Annotated in this window: 16 protein-coding genes, 1 tRNA gene and 1 pseudogene; 11 read left to right on the top strand and 7 right to left on the bottom strand. The window is 56.7% G+C overall.

Annotation, left to right across the window (positions count from 1 at the left end; all coding sequences use genetic code 11):
* Positions 1-376: 376 nt before the first annotated feature.
* From P272_RS0105910 to P272_RS09125, 3 genes are all read right to left on the bottom strand, one after another.
* Positions 377-805, bottom strand: coding sequence for a hypothetical protein (locus P272_RS0105910; protein ID WP_029678615.1), 429 nt, complete (start codon positions 803-805; stop codon positions 377-379).
* Between the two features lie 217 nt (positions 806-1022).
* A complete protein-coding gene (locus tag P272_RS09130; protein WP_301280130.1) occupies positions 1023-1160 on the bottom strand; it encodes a helix-turn-helix domain-containing protein in 138 nt (45 codons plus the stop codon).
* 874 nt (positions 1161-2034) lie between these two features.
* A complete protein-coding gene (locus P272_RS09125; protein WP_081709071.1) occupies positions 2035-2664 on the bottom strand; it encodes a DUF1643 domain-containing protein in 630 nt (209 codons plus the stop codon).
* Positions 2665-3739: 1075 nt separating this feature from the next.
* Between P272_RS09125 and P272_RS0105900 the strand changes: the two genes are divergently transcribed.
* A complete protein-coding gene (locus P272_RS0105900) occupies positions 3740-4855 on the top strand; it encodes a hypothetical protein (RefSeq protein ID WP_155805024.1) in 1116 nt (371 codons plus the stop codon).
* 151 nt (positions 4856-5006) lie between these two features.
* Here P272_RS0105900 and P272_RS0105895 read toward each other — a convergent pair.
* The 4 genes from P272_RS0105895 to P272_RS08710 form a co-directional block, all read right to left on the bottom strand.
* Positions 5007-5082: transfer RNA gene (locus tag P272_RS0105895), tRNA-His, on the bottom strand.
* A 120-nt stretch (positions 5083-5202) separates the two neighbouring features.
* Entirely contained in the window at positions 5203-5661 is a 459-nt protein-coding gene (locus P272_RS0105890; RefSeq protein WP_029678612.1) for an ASCH domain-containing protein, read from the bottom strand.
* Positions 5651-6226 carry a DNA-deoxyinosine glycosylase gene (locus tag P272_RS0105885; protein ID WP_029678611.1) on the bottom strand — a complete coding sequence of 192 codons (576 nt, stop codon included), beginning with the start codon at positions 6224-6226 and terminating at the stop codon, positions 5651-5653. Before P272_RS0105885 ends, P272_RS0105890 begins: the two co-directional genes overlap by 11 nt.
* A complete protein-coding gene (locus tag P272_RS08710; protein ID WP_155805023.1) occupies positions 6223-7221 on the bottom strand; it encodes a YwiC-like family protein in 999 nt (332 codons plus the stop codon). Before P272_RS08710 ends, P272_RS0105885 begins: the two co-directional genes overlap by 4 nt.
* Before the next feature lie 112 nt (positions 7222-7333).
* On the opposite strand from P272_RS08710, the gene P272_RS0105875 reads away from it, so the two are divergent.
* The 10 genes and pseudogenes from P272_RS0105875 to gmk all read left to right on the top strand — a co-directional run bounded on the left by P272_RS0105875 (position 7334) and on the right by gmk (position 19684).
* The gene (locus P272_RS0105875) at positions 7334-7702 is read left to right on the top strand and encodes a DUF488 domain-containing protein (RefSeq protein ID WP_029678609.1); all 369 of its coding nucleotides are present in this window, start codon (positions 7334-7336) and stop codon (positions 7700-7702) included.
* A gap of 541 nt (positions 7703-8243) precedes the next feature.
* A complete protein-coding gene (gene rpsL / locus P272_RS0105870; protein WP_015022141.1) occupies positions 8244-8615 on the top strand; it encodes a 30S ribosomal protein S12 in 372 nt (123 codons plus the stop codon).
* A gap of 3 nt (positions 8616-8618) precedes the next feature.
* Positions 8619-9089, top strand: coding sequence for a 30S ribosomal protein S7 (gene rpsG, locus P272_RS0105865; RefSeq protein WP_015022140.1), 471 nt, complete (start codon positions 8619-8621; stop codon positions 9087-9089).
* Between the two features lie 26 nt (positions 9090-9115).
* Entirely contained in the window at positions 9116-11242 is a 2127-nt protein-coding gene (fusA, locus tag P272_RS0105860) for an elongation factor G (protein ID WP_029678608.1), read from the top strand.
* 195 nt (positions 11243-11437) lie between these two features.
* A complete protein-coding gene (tuf, locus tag P272_RS0105855; protein ID WP_015022138.1) occupies positions 11438-12637 on the top strand; it encodes an elongation factor Tu in 1200 nt (399 codons plus the stop codon).
* Between the two features lie 236 nt (positions 12638-12873).
* Positions 12874-13437 (top strand): elongation factor P, encoded by a 564-nt coding sequence (gene efp, locus P272_RS0105850; protein WP_015022137.1) that lies wholly within the window; start codon positions 12874-12876, stop codon positions 13435-13437.
* A 22-nt stretch (positions 13438-13459) separates the two neighbouring features.
* Positions 13460-13888 (top strand): annotated as a pseudogene (gene nusB, locus P272_RS09680) (transcription antitermination factor NusB); the annotation flags it as partial.
* 478 nt (positions 13889-14366) lie between these two features.
* Positions 14367-15596: a glutamine-hydrolyzing carbamoyl-phosphate synthase small subunit gene (gene carA, locus P272_RS0105840; protein ID WP_044097841.1), complete on the top strand. Its 1230-nt coding sequence runs from the start codon at positions 14367-14369 to the stop codon at positions 15594-15596.
* Complete coding sequence (carB, locus tag P272_RS0105835; protein WP_029678605.1) at positions 15589-18963, top strand: carbamoyl-phosphate synthase large subunit; 3375 nt, start codon at positions 15589-15591, stop codon at positions 18961-18963. The genes carA and carB overlap by 8 nt, the downstream gene beginning before the upstream one ends.
* 97 nt (positions 18964-19060) lie before the next feature.
* Entirely contained in the window at positions 19061-19684 is a 624-nt protein-coding gene (gene gmk / locus P272_RS0105830; RefSeq protein WP_044097862.1) for a guanylate kinase, read from the top strand.
* Positions 19685-19719 lie beyond the last annotated feature (35 nt).

Genomic DNA, 19719 nt, shown 5'->3' with positions numbered 1-19719 from the left:
TTATTTTATTGTCGGGAACAATACGAGAGGAGCTCGTTAATGCAATACATAAACTATCCTGCCTTGCATATTTTGAAGACGGCTTCTAAAGAGGCTGAAAAGAAATTGAGAAAACCTACCCGTCAATGGATACGAGCACGTTATGGAGTCGGGAGTTTGGTGTCGGAACTCGGTTTCGACTTCATTCAGCTCTAATAGCTTTGTGATGAGTCATAACCTTCCATGTCGAGTGTCTACCGACAGTGGTTTCTCCCAGAATGGTGAGAAAAGCGGTCAAACTTCAAAGTCAGTAAGGAAAAGAACAGACGGATTTGATGCTGTAGCACGGTATGGCCCGTGCATGTCCGCATACTGCGTAATGGGGATCATGGCCATGTCAGTCCCCCTGCCCGCGCAGTGCCTCCTGAGCGTCCAGGATGGCATGGACGGGCTCCTGATGATCGACCCACCATGATGCGGACGCCTGGGCCTTGAGCCAGGCGGAGGTGCGGTCGGCCAATTCTGTCCCCTCTTCGGTGGCCCCGCTCTCGGCCCGGCCGTCGTGGTCCTCCTGTGTCTCGTCCAGCATCTCCAGCAGTTCCATCATCTTCTCGCGTATGTCGGCGGCGCGAGCCACCTGCTCGTCGCTACCTTCAAGTGCGGGCAGGCTATTGAGCTCTCGGCGGACCTTCGCCGCCCGGCAGGCTGGGCAGTCGATAGTCCCGTACCAGGCGGCCTTCTTCTTGCGCCTCCCGAACCAGTTGATGCCCTTGATCTCCACCGTGTCCGTGTGCCCGCATCTGTAGGTGATGCCGCAGAGTGCCATCTTATCCTCTTTGATTGTGTGTACCCCTTGCTGATGTCTATATTACATCTCTAGCGGTGTGACGCATGATGGGGATACTAGGCCGCGTCGCACTGGGGCGGCGACCTCTCGGCCCTACTCATATCATCATATGAGTCCGGCTCATCATCCATGTATGGCCTATATCCTTGATGACATCTCCCAGATCCCCGACAACCACCCCGGCTATGTGCCCGCGTCAGAAGACTCGCGGAAGCGGCTGACTATCCTCCCTATCTTTTATCTGTCTCGACAGGGATGGCTGGGATATGCTCAGGTACTCAGCTGCCCCAGTGATGCTTCCCTCTTCAACGATGGCCAGGAAATACCTCAGCACCCGTAAATTCAATCTAAGCCTCCAAGCGTTTCTCTCTTGATAAGACCATGATCAATGGCCTTGATTCTTTGCATGTTGATTCTGCCTATATCAAGTTGGCAACAATGCGTGAGTTAAATGATGGATTTGTATGGGGATTGTCTGTGCTGTCCAGAACAACAGATATGCATCTGTATGAATCAGAGAGCCGTCTACCCTTGGACTTATCTCATCCAACTAGTTCTCTCCTTCCCCCCCCCCCCCCCGTACCTGAGAGACAGAGTTAAGGGTTTGAGCGTGTCAACATGAGCGAACTATGTATCATGTACCATCTTTTACATATCCAACACATATCAGTAGAAGAAGGCCTATTCAATGCTGGCACGCTCTGATTGGCAGGCGTCAGACGGTTACGATTTGCGTTTGCTGCGCGGCTCTTAAGTACTTAAAGTGCCAAGTTCTGTACCTATTGCAACGCTTCCACATTGCCTAATTGGTGCCTTGTGTCGTTCAAGAAGACCCAAAGAGTATCCGCAATCCACAGGAATCCCCTCGGGGATGTGACGAAGTGTTGGTCTTGTCAAGTGTGCTGGGTTGAGAAGCTCTGTTTCGCAAACAGTTTGCGAAACAAGTTCCAGTGCTATGGCATTCCTCACTCTGTTAAATGTAGAGGTTCTCATCACAGTAGAAACAGGTGTTCGCTTTTATGCAGCTGTGATTATGCACCACCCAAACCATTGTCGGTTCTTTACTCGGCAAATTCGGGGCGATTGATTGTCTTGCTCACAGCAGCGAAACGTTTATTTTGAGCCAACTGTTACGCTATTCGCGACATATTTGATTATAAATATAAGGCCTCACAGAAATGTCCGACCTTTACTAGTGTTTCTCTTAGTCAGTTAAACTTGTATCTTTTTTTCACTACTTTTATGTATCTCTCTGTCTCGTGGTATGAATCTGACTTTGAAATATTGTTTGGGATGCCGCGTGGATGATGGGGCTGATTCTTTGCAGTGGTGCGGAATACACATATCTTCCCCAAATGATCTTCCTGAAGAACCTCTTTAAGTACCTCGGCTGTACAAGTACGATTTCCCCAGGCGCAAACTATTTTGTCGTATTGGTCACAATTGAATACTTGCTCAAGTATCTCAATATTGTGAGGACCAATTGCTTCAGCTTCTTTTCCTCTTTGAAGCAACTCCTCTATCTTAGAAGGATCAGAAGAGCGCTTTGCATAGAGGTTGTAAAGTGCAATCCCGTCATAACCCCATTCGCGAGCTATAGTTTCACAATGTGTTGTGGTCCAATCGCTGTAATTTTCTCTGGAAGTTGATGGATTGTACATGATGAAGCAAAGAACTTTACCATCTCCCCATGTTCTTTTTAGTTCGTAGCGGTATGTGTGGCAATCGTCGTCTTTTTGGAAGTCGTTGTCTTCGTGGCAGTCTTTAAGTTTCGGGCTAAAAACTACATGATTTTTTCCTGTATGTATATCAAAATCTGTAGATGGTAAAAACTCCATATTTATGCCTTTCTGTCCTGATTAGAGGTTTTGGAGTCAGTTGCAGCTTACGTGATGTCCCTAGTGTCTTTAGTGCTGAGCTTGTAAGACATATATGTTGCAGGGCTCCCACCCTTGGATAGTGTCGATGCCAACCTTGATGAAGGTAGTTTGTAATATTCGAGCGCACTCGCGCTAATGGCAAGTTGACAGTCTAACTGCTCGAGCAAGACTTAGTGATTGGTCATTGTTGCGAGTCCTTTGTCGGGTACAGTTTTTCTTTTCTCCTATTGCTTGTTTTGTTGAGCGAGGACGTGTATAAGAATGGTGAATTTTGTTTCTGCAGATGCCTCTGTGTTCGTGTCTTTCATTCAATTTATTATCCTGATACACACCTCTTTATATGTAAACATCTATATAATAACTTAGTTGCGTAATTATGACCACACACTGGTAATTTGCTCAGTACGCACTCCTTTGTCATATCGCGTACCATCTGCGTCATCGGTCGGCAGAGGGTAGTATGCGGAGACTATAGGGCAGAGAGGTAAGTTTGCGCGTGTGGTCTCTATGAGTCTGGAAAATTCTCAAGATTTATTTCACGAGGTACAATATTCGGGGCATTATACTTGAGCGGTTCAACATCATAACAACAGACTCCGGCGATCCGGCTTATTGGCAGCTAGAAAATACAGACCGATACTGAAAGTGATGACCCGTCACTTCTGCAATAATTGCGCGTTTATAATGGGAGCTTGACGGTTGTGTCACAGACATGCTTCGGTGATCGCCGTCGTCACTACGCTCACTATTCTGAGCATGTTTTTAGTAGTCAGTGGCGAAGACATCTAAGCAAAAGCCGCTATGCTGACAAGCGCTTCTACTTCACATTATCTAGTAGAAATTACCTTCGTCTTCGGCACGTTGTAATGCGAAAGACAATTTCTGTTTTGTCTGTAACCCACCTAGTGGTCAAAATAACGAGTAAGGTATTGTTTTCTAAAAAATAGGCTCATCAACTGCATGGTTAAATGACGTGAAGGGTGTTTGATACGGATGGTTTTGGGTGACTCTATTGGCGAAGCTGCTAAAAAAAATGAAAGAGAAGAAGGTTTTGACAGATGTATTGAAGTTTTGTCTTGTGGCCGGTGGAGCTAAGGCGCGGAATGCTAGGCTTCTTGATGGTAAACTTGATTCAAGTCACGAGCGTCCGGATTTAATAGTTACTACTGGTAGTGGAACTGTCATAGGGCTGGAACATTTTTGTGTTTATCATCATATTTCCCATGACAAGAAAAGTAAATCCAAGTCGGCAGAGCTAGATGCCTACATGGAAAAGCAGCGACAAGCAATACTTCATTTATCGGATGAAGATAAACAGCTAGAAGAAATGGCGAGATTGATTGCCCAGTCGATAACTCACAGAGTTCAGGATATTCACAATTCCTGTCTTGATGATCTGATTACTTCTTTCCGAAAACGCCTCATCAGCGAAGAATATGGTCATTTGCCAAAGGTTGCATCTTATAGGGAAAATATCGCACACACTTATACCAATTTCACCACTCACGAATTTGGTTTCCTTATTGAGATTCGTACAGATTTTGGAGGGTTGTTCTTAAACGACGATTATCGGGTTCGACAGCTGAAAACTGGTGAGATGCCATTATTCGATGATATTTTCGATATGCTTGAGGCTGCATCAGCTGAAGTTGATTGGATACTATTAGGTTTTTACCCATCGCATGGTGCGGAAATAGTAAATGCTGCCGTACTAGACTGCCGAAACAATAAATTTAAGCAGAGTTGTAAAAAACAAGGTTTGAGAAAAACGACATACTTAGGCTTGGGGAAAACTAGTCCGTTCAGAAAGCAAAAAGATGTGGAAGAACCTACTGTTGTTAAAAACGGTGATCAATTTGATCTAACAATAGGTAGCGGCTTTCAGGTTGTAAGCCAAGCTGAACTATTTAGTAACGTTCTGGAAGATACAGCGACTGCACTAAACCTCTACCGCAAAAAACGGCAATTTACGGCAACAATCCCTGTGCAGATGGTTTTTGAAGCTTTACGATCAGAGAGTAAGACCCACCGCTTTTTATATAAGTCAGAATATGTATTGAACATCCTAAGAAAGATGCCAGAAGGGGTGATACGCGCATATTTCAGAGATTTTTGTAGAAGATATTTAGATGTGGGAAAGACAAAATAAAATAAATGTGCTGCATAAATGTCATGATTTCAGGCAGTCTACTCGCTAATTTTATTTTATTGCGATGTGTGCGCCTAACATAACATTACATTTTTAAATGACTCGATTAAAAATAAAAGAAATCGAATCTCTGGAGTGCCGGGATTTTAGATGGGGTGGCTAACGCGGCTCGAACGCGCGACCTCCTGAACCACAATCAGGTGCTCTACCGACTGAGCTATAGCCACCATGGTGTATCAATCCGTATCGCGGATCAATGCAACAGATGAAACTATACACGATGGCATGACATGGCACGCCGGTGAAATGTGACCCATGTCTAAAGACAGTGCTTTGTCTTTGGGCCTTCAGTTCACGACCATGGCCTCTACATAAAAAGTCTCCAGCACCACCAGGGTCTGGTCGTCGACGGTGAAGTTCGGATTATCCAGTGCCTGTCGCATGTTCTCTGAGGTCCAGAAGGACTCATGAGCCTGGCGCCACTCAGGAAGGCTTTTATAGTCTTCTCCTTCATTCAGAACATGCTGCAACGTGACCAGGCCGAGTCGTGTCACGCTCACCGAGGCATATCTGAGGACGGCAACTGGCTGGTTATCTGAGTTCACCAGAATCGTTCGTCGGCCGGCGGAGGGGAGTGGCTCATGATCATGAATGAACTCTGCCATCAGGCTGGTCGTAGTAGTTTTGCGCCCCTCCAGGATCGCTTCCACCAGGCAATCACGTTCTGGGCCTGGGAAGGCGAATTCATCCTTGGGAAGGTTCGCAACATCTTGGGCTTTGACCGCTGGTATTTGCTTATTTGTCATAGTCGTTGTGACTGTCTTGCCTATCAAGCTTAGGCTTTTTGTCGTCGAGCACTTTTCTTATGGGTTGGTAGGCCTTGATCAGATCGGCCAGGCTCATAGCGGCATTGGCGGGGCTGGTGGATGGCAGATTGATCATCGTCGGTCGATACCCTTTCTCCTGCAGGATAGGCAGGCAGTAGCGACGGTAAAGCTGGCTGGCCTTGCGTCCTGTGGTGAATATGGTGCCGATGGGCACACGGTCCAGCAAGCCAGCGATGTCAGTCGGCACGACATTGGTTATTGAAGTGTCGGAGGCACCGTGAATGTCGCATTCCTGGATGACATCCCAGAGTGCTATGCAATGATTGAGGGCAAACCTAGCACGGACAGCCGGATCAGGCCCTGGAACAGGCTGGTCGAAGAGTGCAGCCAGCACGGGCCAGAAGCGGTTGTGCGGAAACATGTAGTAGAAGCCGGCTTCGCGCGAACTCGGGCTGGGAATGGATCCCAGGATCAGCACACGAGATCGGTCATCCCAAATGGGCCCGAACTCGTGGGTGACGTGTGTGGCCGAACCTGCAGTCATGCGCCAAGCAGTCCAGTCAGAGACGCGGTCATCACGTTAGCCTGTGCAATCACCAGAATGAAGACCAGCAGGCTGGTTGCGCATTCGACCAGGCCCACATACAGAATGGGAATGCGGCGCCGACGGGAGAGGGCAGGCAGTAAGGCCGCGCGAACCAGCAGAACCAGGGCGGTCAACAGAGGCCACCATCCTGCGGTGCGTACCATGGCGACCCCGATCAGGCAGAGGGCCAGGTTCCAAGCCAGCGAAAGCAGGTAGCACCAGGTCTTGCCGCGCTCGCGGATCATGGTCTTGACGAAGATGACCGAACCGAACTGGGTCACAGCGAAGACAGCTGCACTGACCACTCCAATCGATGGCAGGGCAGCGCTTGGGAAAAATCCGCTGGCGAAGCAGTCCACAGCAGGATTCGGTTGGCATCCGAAGAAGCCAGAGTTGGCACTCTCCAGTCCTGGTCCAGGCTTTTGGAATTGTGACCCTAGGGAGACGGCGATCAGACAGAGCGTGCAGGCCGCGATCACGGCTACGGTATCGTTCCACCAGGAGCGTTCCGTGCGTAGCCAGGCGGCGGCAAAGTTCAGCACACCTAGCACCAGGTAGAGCGGGGCCCATCGCAGGAGCCCAGGGGTGCCGACCAATAGGATCAGCCCGGTCACGGCCGTGAGCAGAGCATACCCTAAAGCTGGTGGTGCGAATCTGGCGGCTCGGTGCGAAACCATCCACCTTGAGCCGGTGAACTCAAAGCAGTAGCAGAAGGCCCAGGCGACCATGAGCAGCAGGCTCCTCCAGGTCGGGCCTCCGACCAACAGCCCAGCCAGGCCCGGCATCAAAGCCATGGCCCAGCCGCCTATCTGGTCGGGTATCCATAGGCGTCGCCACTGTCGTCCTTTGGGTCCTGATCCGTTCGTGGTCGTCGATTTGCGGGCTTGAGGGTTTGGTCTGCTGCCGTTCGACCCGGCGGCCTTGCCCCTGTCTGCGTCTGTAAGCATACTCATCAGCCTACGCCCCGGTATGGCTGTCACTGCCTCTTCCGTAATGCCGATTCGGTCAATATCATGGTCGAAGGAGTCACGAATCACACGGGTTCCTGGTTTCAGGAGGCAGATGATGGGTCAGGTGGATATCAAGCGCGTATACGAGCAGGCAGCTGACGGGGACGGGGTCCGCATCCTGGTCGACAGGCTTTGGCCGCGCGGCGTCAGTAAGGAGCGGGCAGCCTTGTCCGGCTGGCTCAAGGATGTCGCGCCCAGTCCGGACCTGCGGCGCTGGTGGCACCATGATCCTGACCGCTTCCAGGACTTCGCACGCCGCTACCGCACTGAGCTGGATGACAATCCCGCCTTGGAGGATCTGCTCAGCATTGTACGCGAACATGACCGGACGACACTGGTCTATGCAGCCAAGGATTCAGCCGTCAACCATGCTCTGATCCTGCGTGACTACATCCGGCAGGCTCTGGAGAAAGAGGGCATGTAGACAGCCGGACATTCACGAATTTCAGAGAATAGCCGGACAATGGCATTTGTGTCACCGGACACCGGCCGCTATATTCCCAGTCATCCATATTTACTGATTGAGATATCAATTTCCGACACCTATATATAAGGGATCTGTTATAGGCGGACAACCGATTATTAATCAATAGATACCTATAAATACAGGTATGTGCAAAGATCTGTTAGATATTCCTGCCAGAGCTTTCCCGCCAGCTGTTCCACTGCGTCATCACAGTGGGCAAAGCCCAGAGCATACTTCCAAGTTCATGATGTGGCCATGTCTGCCCTGGTGATATACTGTTCATCGTGTGTGCCGACAGCACGCCTTATGTCACAGGTGAGCTTGTCGGGATATCCCCGAATCCGAAGAGTGCAGGCAGCAATGCCCGGCAGGAGGATCAGGGGCCATCGGGCCGGTGGACAGTGGCTGATCTCTCCTACTTGGAGCGACTGCGGCTGCGGTGCGGCGGTCTCGCAGCGCAAACGAAGACAAGTTCATCGAAGGAATCGGAGAGAGTCAGTTGCCAACAATTGAACAGCTCGTCCGCAAAGGGCGCAAGGCCAAGCCTCGCAAGTCGAAGACTTTGGCACTCAAGGGCAGCCCGCTGCGTCGCGGCGTGTGCACCCGTGTCTACACCACCACCCCCAAGAAGCCGAATTCGGCTCTGCGGAAGGTTGCCCGTGTCCGTCTGAGCTCCGGCATTGAGGTTTCAGCCTACATCCCCGGCGAGGGCCACAACCTGCAGGAGCACTCCATCGTGCTGGTACGCGGCGGACGTGTCAAGGATCTGCCCGGCGTGCGCTACCACATCGTGCGCGGTGCGCTGGATACCCAGGGAGTCAAGGATCGCAAGCAGGGCCGTTCCCTGTATGGAGCAAAGAAGGCCAAGTAACACATGTCACGCAAAGGACCAGCTAAAAAGCACCAGCTCCTGCCCGATCCCATCTACGGTTCCACCGTGGTGGCCCAGCTGATCAACAAGATCCTGCTGGACGGCAAGAAGTCCATCGCTGAGAACATCGTCTACACCGCTCTGGAGCAGGTCAAGGAGAAGACCGACCAGGAGCCCGTGGCCGTGCTCAAGCGCGCCCTGGACAACATTCGTCCCAGCCTGGAGGTCCGCAGCCGCCGTGTCGGCGGCGCCACCTACCAGGTCCCTGTCGAGGTCAAGCCTAACCGCGCCAATACGCTCTCATTGCGGTGGCTGACCGATTACAGCCGCGCCCGTCGTGAGAAGACCATGTCGGAGCGGCTGGCCAACGAGATCCTTGATGCCTCCAACGGCCTGGGTGCAGCGGTCAAGCGCCGCGAGGACACCCACAAGATGGCCGAGGCCAACAAGGCGTTCGCCCACTATCGCTGGTAATCCCAAGAGAGCGAGAACAAGGAATTATGGCACAAGACGTGCTCACGGACCTGACCAAGGTCCGCAACATCGGCATCATGGCCCACATCGATGCCGGCAAGACAACGACGACCGAGCGTATCCTCTACTACACCGGCGTCAACTACAAGATCGGCGAGACCCACGACGGCGCCTCCACCATGGACTGGATGGACCAGGAGAAGGAACGTGGCATCACGATCACCTCCGCCGCCATCACGGCCTTCTGGAACCGCCAGTCCCACGATCCTGAGGACCGCTATCAGATCAACATCATCGACACCCCTGGCCACGTGGACTTCACCGCCGAGGTGGAGCGCTCCTTGCGCGTGCTCGATGGCGCTGTGGCGGTGTTCGACGGCAAGGAGGGCGTGGAGCCCCAGTCCGAGACCGTCTGGCGTCAGGCCGACAAGTATGGCGTGCCCCGCATCTGCTTCATCAACAAGATGGACAAGCTGGGCGCCGACTTCTACTACTCGGTGGACACCATCAAGGACAAGCTGGGCGTCAAGCCGCTGGTCATGCAGCTGCCTATCGGCGCTGAGAGCGACTTCCACGGCGTGGTCGACCTGGTGCGCATGGTGGCCTACTACTGGAAGGACGAGGCCGACCTGGGCGCCAAGTACGACACCATCGAGATCCCCGACGATCTCAAGGACAAGGCCGAGCAGTACCACACCGAGCTGCTTGAGGCCGTGGCCGAGTCGGACGAGGACCTGCTGGAGAAGTACCTGGGCGGTGAGGAGATCTCCCAGCAGGAGATTCGTACCGCTGTGCGCAAGATGACCATCGAGCAGTCGGCCTTCCCGGTCTTCTGCGGATCCGCCTTCAAGGACAAGGGCGTGCAGCCCATGCTGGACGCGGTTGTTGACTACCTGCCCAGCCCCGAGGACGTTCCGGCCATCAAGGGCTACAAGATCGGCGACGAGTCCGTCGAGATCGATCGCAAGCCCACTGTGGACGAGCCCTTCTCGGCCCTGGCCTTCAAGGTGGCCACCCACCCCTTCTACGGCAAGCTGATCTACGTGCGTGTCTACTCCGGCAAGGTGGCCCAGGGCGAAACGGTCCTGGACTCCACCAAGGACAAGAAGGAGCGCGTAGGCAAGCTCTTCCAGATGCACTCCAACAAGGAGAATCCGGTCGACGAGGCCATCGCCGGCAACATCTACGCCTTCGTCGGACTCAAGAACGTCACCACTGGTGACACCCTGTGCGACGAGAAGGCGCCGCTGGTGCTGGAATCCATGACCTTCCCCGATCCTGTGATCGAGGTGGCCGTGGAGCCCAAGACCAAGGCCGACCAGGAGAAGATGGGCATCGCCCTGCAGAAGCTCTCCGAGGAGGATCCCACCTTCCAGGTCAAGACGGACGAGGAGTCCGGCCAGACCCTGATCTCCGGCATGGGCGAGCTCCAGCTGGACATCCTGGTGGACCGCATGCGCCGCGAGTTCCATGTGGAGTGCAACGTGGGCAAGCCCCAGGTGGCTTACCGCGAGACCATCCGCAAGCCTGTCATGAACCAGGAGTACACCCACAAGAAGCAGACCGGTGGTTCCGGCCAGTTCGCCAAGGTGCTCATGAACTTCGAGCCCCTGGACACTTCCGAGGGCGAATCCTACATCTTTGAGAACAAGGTCACCGGCGGCCACATCACCAAGGAGTTCATCCCTTCGGTCGATGCTGGTGTGCAGGAGGCAATGGAGTCCGGTGTGCTGGCAGGCTTCCCGGTCGTGGGTGTCAAGGCGACCCTGACCGATGGCCAGATCCACGAGGTCGACTCTTCGGAGATGGCCTTCAAGATCGCCGGCTCCATGTGCTTCAAGGAGGCTGCTCCCAAGGCCAAGCCCGTCATCCTCGAGCCCATCATGGCTGTCGAGGTCCGTACTCCCGAGGAGTACATGGGCGACGTCATGGGTGACATCAACTCCCGTCGTGGCTCCATCCAGTCCATGACAGACGCCACCGGCGTCAAGGTCATCGACGCCAAGGTGCCCCTGTCGGAGATGTTCGGCTACATTGGCGACCTCAGGTCCAAGACCCAGGGACGCGCCATGTTCACCATGCAGATGGACTCTTACGCTGAGGTTCCCAAGACTGTCAGCGACGAGATCATCAAGGCCCAGCGAGGCGAGTAAGGCTGGTTTGGCCCGCCGCCACGGCGGGCCCCTGCAAAAAGGCTCTTCTGTCACAAGTCGGCGTTACACTCTTGTAGCGCTGACTGGGCGGAGGGCAAAAGTGGCAAAGAACCCGATAACCCAGTAATATGTAGCGAGTGCTCTGTGCGTGGTTCGCGCAGGCAACCTACGAGACGTCCAGGAGGACAAAACACAATGGCAAAGGAAAAGTACGAGCGGACCAAGCCGCACGTTAACATTGGCACCATCGGCCACGTCGATCACGGCAAGACCACCCTGACCGCGGCCATCTCCAAGGTGCTGCATGAGGAGTACCCGGACGTCAACCCCGAGTACGATTTCGCTCAGATTGATGCTGCTCCTGAGGAGAAGGAGCGCGGCATCACCATCAACATCGCGCACATCGAGTACCAGACCGCCAAGCGCCATTACGCCCACGTGGACTGCCCTGGACACGCCGACTTCGTCAAGAACATGATTACCGGCGCTGCTCAGATGGATGGTGCCATCCTGGTGGTCGCCGCCACCGACGGCCCCATGGCCCAGACTCGTGAGCACGTGCTGCTGGCCCGCCAGGTCGGCGTGCCGAAGATCCTGGTCGCCCTGAACAAGTGCGACATGGTCGACGACGAAGAGCTGATCGAGCTGGTCGAGGAGGAAGTCCGCGATCTGCTGGATGAGAACGGCTTCGACCGCGACTGCCCCGTCATCCGCACCTCCGCCTACGGCGCCCTGCATGACGATGCCCCTGACCACGACAAGTGGGTTCAGACCATCAAGGACCTCATGGATGCCGTCGACGACTACATCCCCACCCCTGTCCATGACCTGGACAAGCCCTTCCTGATGCCCATCGAGGATGTCTTCACCATCTCCGGCCGTGGCACTGTGGTGACCGGTCGTGTCGAGCGTGGCAAGCTGCCCGTGAACACCAACGTGGAGATCGTCGGTCTGCGGGACACCCAGTCCACCACCGTCACCTCCATCGAGACCTTCCACAAGCAGATGGACGAGGCCGAGGCTGGCGACAACACCGGTCTGCTGCTGCGCGGCATCGGCCGTGAGGACGTCGAGCGCGGACAGGTCGTGGCCGCTCCCGGCACCGTGACCCCTCACCACAAGTTCGAGGGCGAAGTCTACGTGCTGACCAAGGACGAGGGTGGACGCCACTCGCCGTTCTTCTCCAACTACCGTCCGCAGTTCTACTTCCGGACCACCGACGTTACCGGCGTCATCACCCTGCCCGAGGGCGTGGAGATGGTTCAGCCTGGCGATCACGCCACCTTCTCCGTCGAGCTGATTCAGCCCGTCGCCATGGAGGAGGGCCTGACCTTCGCTGTTCGTGAAGGCGGCCACACGGTCGGTTCAGGTCGAGTCACCAAGATCATCGAGTAGGATTGCCTGTCGCTTATCGGCACAATCCAATGACGGGGCCCGGAATCCTTCCTGTGATTCCGGGCCCCGCCCATATCCGGCAGGTCTCGCCGCCGGACCGTTCACGGTGTTCATGCGCCGTGGCATAATAGGCGAGGATTTATCGCGAGCGGGCCGGATCCTGTGTGGCCCGGTGCTTTCGGCAGATGGCCAGGAGCCCTCCGAAGGAACGTTCATCAGAATGAGGTGGTATCAAGGTGGCACAGACTTCCAACGACATCAAGAACGGATCGGTCATCAACCTGGACGGCAAGCTTTGGACCGTCATCAAGTTCCAGCACGTCAAACCGGGCAAGGGGCCGGCCTTTGTGCGCACGACTATCAAGGACGTCCTTTCAGGCAAGATCGTGGACCGTACATTCAACGCGGGCATGAAGATGGACTTCGAGACCGTGGACAACCGGACCATGCAGTACTCCTACCGGGACGGTGACTCCTTCGTCTTCATGGATATGAACACCTATGAGCAGGTCAACATCCCCGAGGCCCTGGTCGGCGATCAGGAGCGCTTCCTGCTTGAGGGCACCGACTGCATTATCAGCTTCCATGATGGCAACCCCCTGTCTGTGGAGTTGCCTGCATCCGTGGTGCTGACCGTGACTGCAACCGAGCCCGGCGTCCAGGGCAACCGCTCCAACGCCGGCACCAAGCCCGCAACTGTGGAGACCGGGGCCGAGATCCAGGTGCCCCTCTTTGTAGGCGAGGGTGAGAAGGTCAAGGTGGATACCCGCGACGGCTCCTACCTGGGCCGCGAGAACTGAGCAAGGCGGAAACCACACATCCATGGCACGTTCCACAGCCCGCAAGCGGGCCTTGAACACCCTGTATGAGGCCGATGAGAAGAGCCAGGATTTCCTCTCTCTGCTGGAGGAGCGCAAGGTTCGGCCGGGGGCGCAGACACCTCTGCCCGCCTATGCCGTGACCATCGTTGAGGGCGTAGCGGAGCACCGTCGAGATATCGATGGGTCCCTACAGACCCATTCCACCCGGTGGCCGCTGAGCCGCATGCACGCCATCGACCGCAACATTCTGCGTATCGCCGCTTGGGAGATGCTCTACAACCCTGACGTCCCCGACAAGGTGGCCATCGATGAAGCTTTGTCCTTGGCCAAGACCCTGTCGGATGCCGATGCTCCCTCCTTCATCCATGGCGTTCTGAGCGCCTTGGAGCATGAGAAGGATGAGCATCAGGCCCGTCGCGAACAAGCCGATCGGATCGCTGCCTTGGCTGATGCCGAGGCCGATGCGGACATTTCTGATGATGAATTCGACGGTGCAAAAGCAGAGGTTGCGGATCCCGAGCCTGCCTCCTCAAAGTCCGCCTATGTTGGCAGCGAGTCGGAATCGGTAGCGAGGGGATCTGCAGGAGAGGACTCCGACTCCGACCAGGTTCTTGACCATGCGGTGGACCAGTCGGCCCCAAGCTTGGACCAGCTGAAACTGACCTTACCGGATGAACTGACCCCCGGCGTGGATCGTCCTTCAGCCGACTGAGCAATGATCCGGATAAAGGCCGACCGATGTCCGCTGGCTGTTAGGGCATCAGGTCGGCCTTTTGTCATATCCGGACTGGTTGACCTGCAGTCTATCCTGCGAAATTTACCCAACGGTCTTTTGGATGATTCGACCGGCATAATCCATGGGGGTCATTAATATGGATGCGAATATCCGCGGTAATCAAGGGGGTTCGGTGAACCTGAAAGACACCAACACCATCACCTCCGATAGCCGTTTCTCCAATCGAGCCTTGCTCATCCTTGAGGATGGGGAAGTGTATCCGGGGAGAGCCTTCGGAGCGGTGGGCACTAGCATAGGTGAAATTGTTTTCTCGACCGGAATGACGGGGTATCAGGAAACCCTGACGGATCCCAGCTATGCACGGCAGATCGTTGTGCAGACCTTCCCCCACATCGGTAATACCGGTGTCAACGACCAGGACGGGGAGTCGGACAGGATTTGGGTGGCAGGGTATGTGGTCCGGGAACCCAGCCCCGACTTCAGCAACTGGCGGGCCCGTGGCAGTCTCCACGACCAGCTGGTCGATCAAGGCATCGTCGGTATCAGTCATATAGACACCCGCCGGCTCGTGCGGCACTTGCGTTCTGCAGGTGTCATGCGGGCCGGTATTTTTTCAGGCCCGGAGACAACTTTCAACGACGGCGGCAGGCCTGGAACCATGCAGGAACTCCTTGACCAGGTCCGTTCGGCCCCTCAGATGAGTGGATCCCACCTGACCGGCGAGGTCAGCACGGACAGGCCCTATATCGTCGAACCAACCGGAGATCGTCAGGGGAGCGAGCCCGTCTGCACGGTGGCGGCGGTGGATTTGGGAATCAAGTCAATGACCCCTCACAGGCTGGCTGAGCGCGGGTGCAGGGTCCACGTACTTCCCGTGGACACCACTATCGAGCAGATACAGGCCCTGGGGCCTGACGGGGTTTTCTTCTCCAACGGTCCAGGCGATCCATCGACTGCAAACGGAGAGGTGTCGCTCCTCAGACAGGTTCTGGATGCCGGGCTGCCATTCTTCGGCATCTGCCTGGGCAACCAGCTTCTGGGCCGTGCCCTTGGTTTCGAGACCTATAAGCTGAAATTCGGTCATCGCGGCATCAATCAGCCGGTCATGGATTTGAGCACCGGCAAGGTTGAGATCACCGCCCATAATCACGGATTCGCAGTCAAGGCACCCAAGGGGGACCCGGTGCCTTCGCCCTATGGTGAAGGCCGGTATGGTCGAGTCCGGGTCTCTCATGTCGATCTCAACGACGGAGTGGTCGAGGGTCTGGAGTGCCTGGATATCCCGGCCTTCTCCGTCCAATACCATCCGGAGGCGGCGGCTGGCCCGCACGATGCCTCCTATCTGTTCGACAGGTTCGTCACTTTGATGCAGGACGCCAAGGAAGGGAAGGCACATGCCTAAGCGGCAGGACATCCATTCGGTCATGGTCATCGGCTCGGGGCCCATCGTCATCGGGCAGGCGGCCGAATTCGACTATTCGGGGACCCAGGCCTGCCGGGTGCTGCGCGAAGAGGGGATTCGCGTCATCCTGGTCAACTCCAATCCCGCCACCATCATGACGGACCCCGAGATGGCCGATGCCACCTACATCGAGCCCATCACCGTGCCCTTCCTGGAGCGTATCATCGCCAAGGAGCGGCCCGATGCCCTCCTTCCTACCCTGGGTGGCCAGACCGCGCTGAATGCGGCCGTGGAGCTGGGCAAGGCCGGCGTGCTGGAGCGCTACGGGGTTGAGCTGATCGGCGCGTCGCTGGAGGCCATCGACAGGGGAGAGGACCGTGAGCTCTTCAAGCAGGTGGTAGATCAGGCCGGTGCCGAATCAGCCAGGTCCCGCATCGCCCACAGCCTGGATGAGGCCGAGGCGGTAGCCGGCGAACTGGGCTATCCCCTGGTTGTTCGCCCCTCCTTCACCATGGGCGGCCTGGGCTCGGGAATCGCCCATGATCGCGAAGAGCTGCAAAGGATCGCCGGTGCAGGAATCCACTATTCACCCACCGATGAGATCCTCCTGGAGGAAGGCATCGAGGGGTGGAAGGAGTATGAGCTTGAGCTCATGCGCGACCGCCTGGACAATGTGGTCGTGGTCTGTCCCATCGAGAACGTGGACCCGGTCGGCGTGCACACCGGCGACTCCATCACCGTGGCCCCGGTCTTCACCCTGACCGACCGGGAGTATCAGCGCATGCGCGACATCGGCATCGCCATCATCCGCGGTGTGGGGGTGGATACGGGCGGCTGCAACATCCAGTTCGCCGTCAATCCCAAGAACGGCCGGATCATCGTCATCGAAATGAACCCGCGTGTTTCGCGCTCCTCGGCTCTGGCTTCCAAGGCCACCGGTTTCCCCATTGCCAAGATTGCGGTCAAGCTGGCCCTGGGATACACCCTGGATGAGATTGAGAACGACATCACCCGCTCAACCCCTGCCTCCTTCGAACCGACCATCGATTACGTGGTCACCAAGATCCCGCGCTTCACCTTCGAAAAGTTCCCCGGGGCCGACCCGACCCTGACCACCTCGATGAAGTCCGTAGGCGAGGCCATGGCCCTGGCCGGCAACTTCCGCGAGTCCCTGGGCAAGGCCATGCGCTCCATCGACAAGCGGCACATGACCTTCTCCTGGGATGGCCCCCGGCCCGACCAGGCCGAGACGAACCAGCTGCTGGAGGCCATGCACACTCCCACCGAGCACCGCTACCTGCAGATTCAGCGGGCCTTCTGGGGCGGAGCCACCGTGGAGCAGGTCCACCAGTCCACCAGGATCGACCCCTGGTTCCTGGAGCAGATCAGCATGATCAACGAGTTGGCCCTTCAGGTGCGCCAGTCCGAGGTCCTGGACGAGGATTTGCTGCGCCGGGCCAAGCAATCGGGACTAAGCGATCTGCAAATCGCCCACCTGCGCGGTATGGGCGACCAGGGTGAGGCGGTCGTCAGGGAGCTGCGCTGGGCCTTCGGTCTTCATCCTGTCTACAAGACTGTGGACACCTGCGCAGCCGAGTTCGATGCAGTAACGCCCTACTACTACTCCTGCTACGCCGACGAGTCCGAGCTGCGACCCCGTCAACGCGAGGCGGTCATCATTCTGGGCTCGGGCCCCAACCGGATCGGCCAGGGCGTCGAGTTCGATTACACCTGCGTGCACGCTGTCCAGGAGCTGGGCAAGGACTATGACACCATCATGGTCAACTGCAATCCCGAGACGGTCTCCACCGACTATGACATGTCGGACAGGCTCTATTTCGAGCCGCTGACCTTCGAGGACGTTCTGGAGATCTACCGGGCCGAAAAGGCCATGGGACCGGTCAAGGGGGTCATTGTTCAGCTGGGCGGGCAGACGCCCTTGTCCCTGGCGGCCAGGCTCAAGGCGGCCGGGGTCCCTATTCTTGGAACCAGTCCCGAGTCCATCGACCTGGCCGAGAACCGCGAGCTCTTCGGTCAGGTGCTCAGCAAGGAGCATCTGAACGCTCCACGGTACGGCACCGCTCTCTCCCTGGATGAGGCCAAGGAGGCAGCCCACGCCATCGGCTACCCGGTTCTGGTAAGGCCCTCCTACGTGCTGGGGGGACGGGGCATGGAGATCGTCTACGACGACCAGCAGCTGGCCACCTACGTGGATCGCGCCCTGGATGAGGCCAAGGCCGATACGGTGGTCTCTGGCCGTCTGCCCTCGCCCCTGCTGATTGACAAGTTCCTTCAGGATGCCATCGAGATCGATGTGGATGCCCTCTATGACGGGCAGGAGCTCTATATCGGCGGAATCATGGAGCATGTGGAGGAGGCCGGGGTCCACTCCGGTGATGCTGCCTGCACCTTGCCGCCCTCAACCCTCTCCGATGATCAGATCAACCGGCTGCGGCAGGCCACCCTGGCTATAGCCCAAGGCTGCGGGGTCCAGGGGCTGATCAATGTTCAGTATGCCTTCATGGCCAACACCCTCTATGTAATCGAGGCCAATCCTCGCGCCTCCCGGACCGTTCCCTTCGCTTCCAAGGCCACGGGTACGGCACTGGCCAAGGCAGCGGCGCGGATCATGGTGGGGGAGACTATCGAGCAGCAACGAGCCAATGGTCTACTCCTGCCCGTCGGCGACGGCGGCATGGTTCGTGTCGGCCAGCCTGTGGCGGTCAAGGAGTCCGTCCTGCCCTTCAAGCGCTTCCGCACTCCGGTGGGTCGGACCGTGGACATCCTGCTGGGTCCGGAGATGCGCTCAACCGGAGAGGTCATGGGCTTCGATCGGGACTTCCCCCACGCCTTTGCCAAGAGCCAGCTGGCCGCCTACCAGGGCGGTTTGCCCACTGGTGGGGTCGCCTTCCTGTCGGTCAATGACGCGGATAAGCGCCAGCTGCCCATGCTGGCCGCCCGTCTGTTGGAGCAGGGCTTCAGCATCTGCGCCACCAGTGGCACGGCCTCCGTCCTGCGTCGGTACGGCTTCGATGTGGCCGTTGTCGACAAGATCAGCGATGGCGAAGAGCAGGGTCGGGCCTTCACGGACTCGGATGGGGTCAGGCATATGGGTAGGAATCCTGTCCAGCTTATTGAGGATGGAGCCATCGACATGATCCTCAACACGCCCAGCTCCAGGGGTTCGCGCTCCGATGGCTATCTGATCCGGGTGGCTGCCATAGCTGCGGATCTGCCGCAGTTCACCACCATCACCGAATTCTCAGCCGCCCTGATGGCCATTGACGTGGTCAAAAAGGACGACTACGAGGTCATGAGCATTCAAGAACATGCCGCCCGACTGCTGGAGCTGGAGAAGGCCAGGTAGGCACTGGCTATATGATTGACCCATGTTCCGGTCCGGATATGCCGGAGGATGACCTTTAGGAAAGGAAGTGGCCGTGTCAGCGATCAACGGTGCCGACATGTCGAGTCAGGACTCTTCGGAAGAGCAGACCGGGGGGCCGGGGAAGACGGGCGGCCGGTTGATCGTGCTGACGGGGCCCACGGCCGTAGGCAAGGGCACTGTGGAAGCAGCCCTGCGCCATGCCCACCCTGAGGTCTGGGTCTCCGTCTCGGCCACAACCCGGGCGCCGCGTCCGGGTGAAAAGGACGGCATCACCTACTGGTTCATGGATGAACAGGAGTTTGCCCGCAGGGAGGCCGCTGGGGACTTTCTGGAGACCGCCCTGGTCCATGGCATGTCCCACTATGGCACCCCGCTGCAGCCGGTTCTGGACCATCTGGCGGCAGGGGTGCCCACGATTTTGGAAATAGATCTGCAGGGGGCGCATCGTGTCCGCCAACGGGCGGGGGAGCTGGGCCTGGAAGTGTTCTACGTCTTCCTGGCGCCGCCCTCATTCCAGGACCTGGTCACCAGGCTGAACATGCGGGGAACCGAAAATGAGGAACAGCGGGCCCGCAGGTTGGAGACGGCCAAGGTGGAACTGGCCTCAGAGGATCAGTTCGACCAGGTCATAGTCAATGACAGCGTGGATAAAGCAGCCCAGGCGCTCTGGGAGGTAATCGCCAAGGAATACGGTCTCTGAGTACCTGGCCTTTACTTCGGAAGAGTCAAAAATCC

This window comes from Bifidobacterium sp. 7101 (assembly GCF_000499285.1).
Classification (GTDB): Bacteria; Actinomycetota; Actinomycetes; order Actinomycetales; family Bifidobacteriaceae; genus Bombiscardovia; species Bombiscardovia apis_A.
The sequence above is the reverse complement of the archived record's forward strand: the minus strand, read 5'-3'. Positions and strand labels throughout refer to the sequence as shown.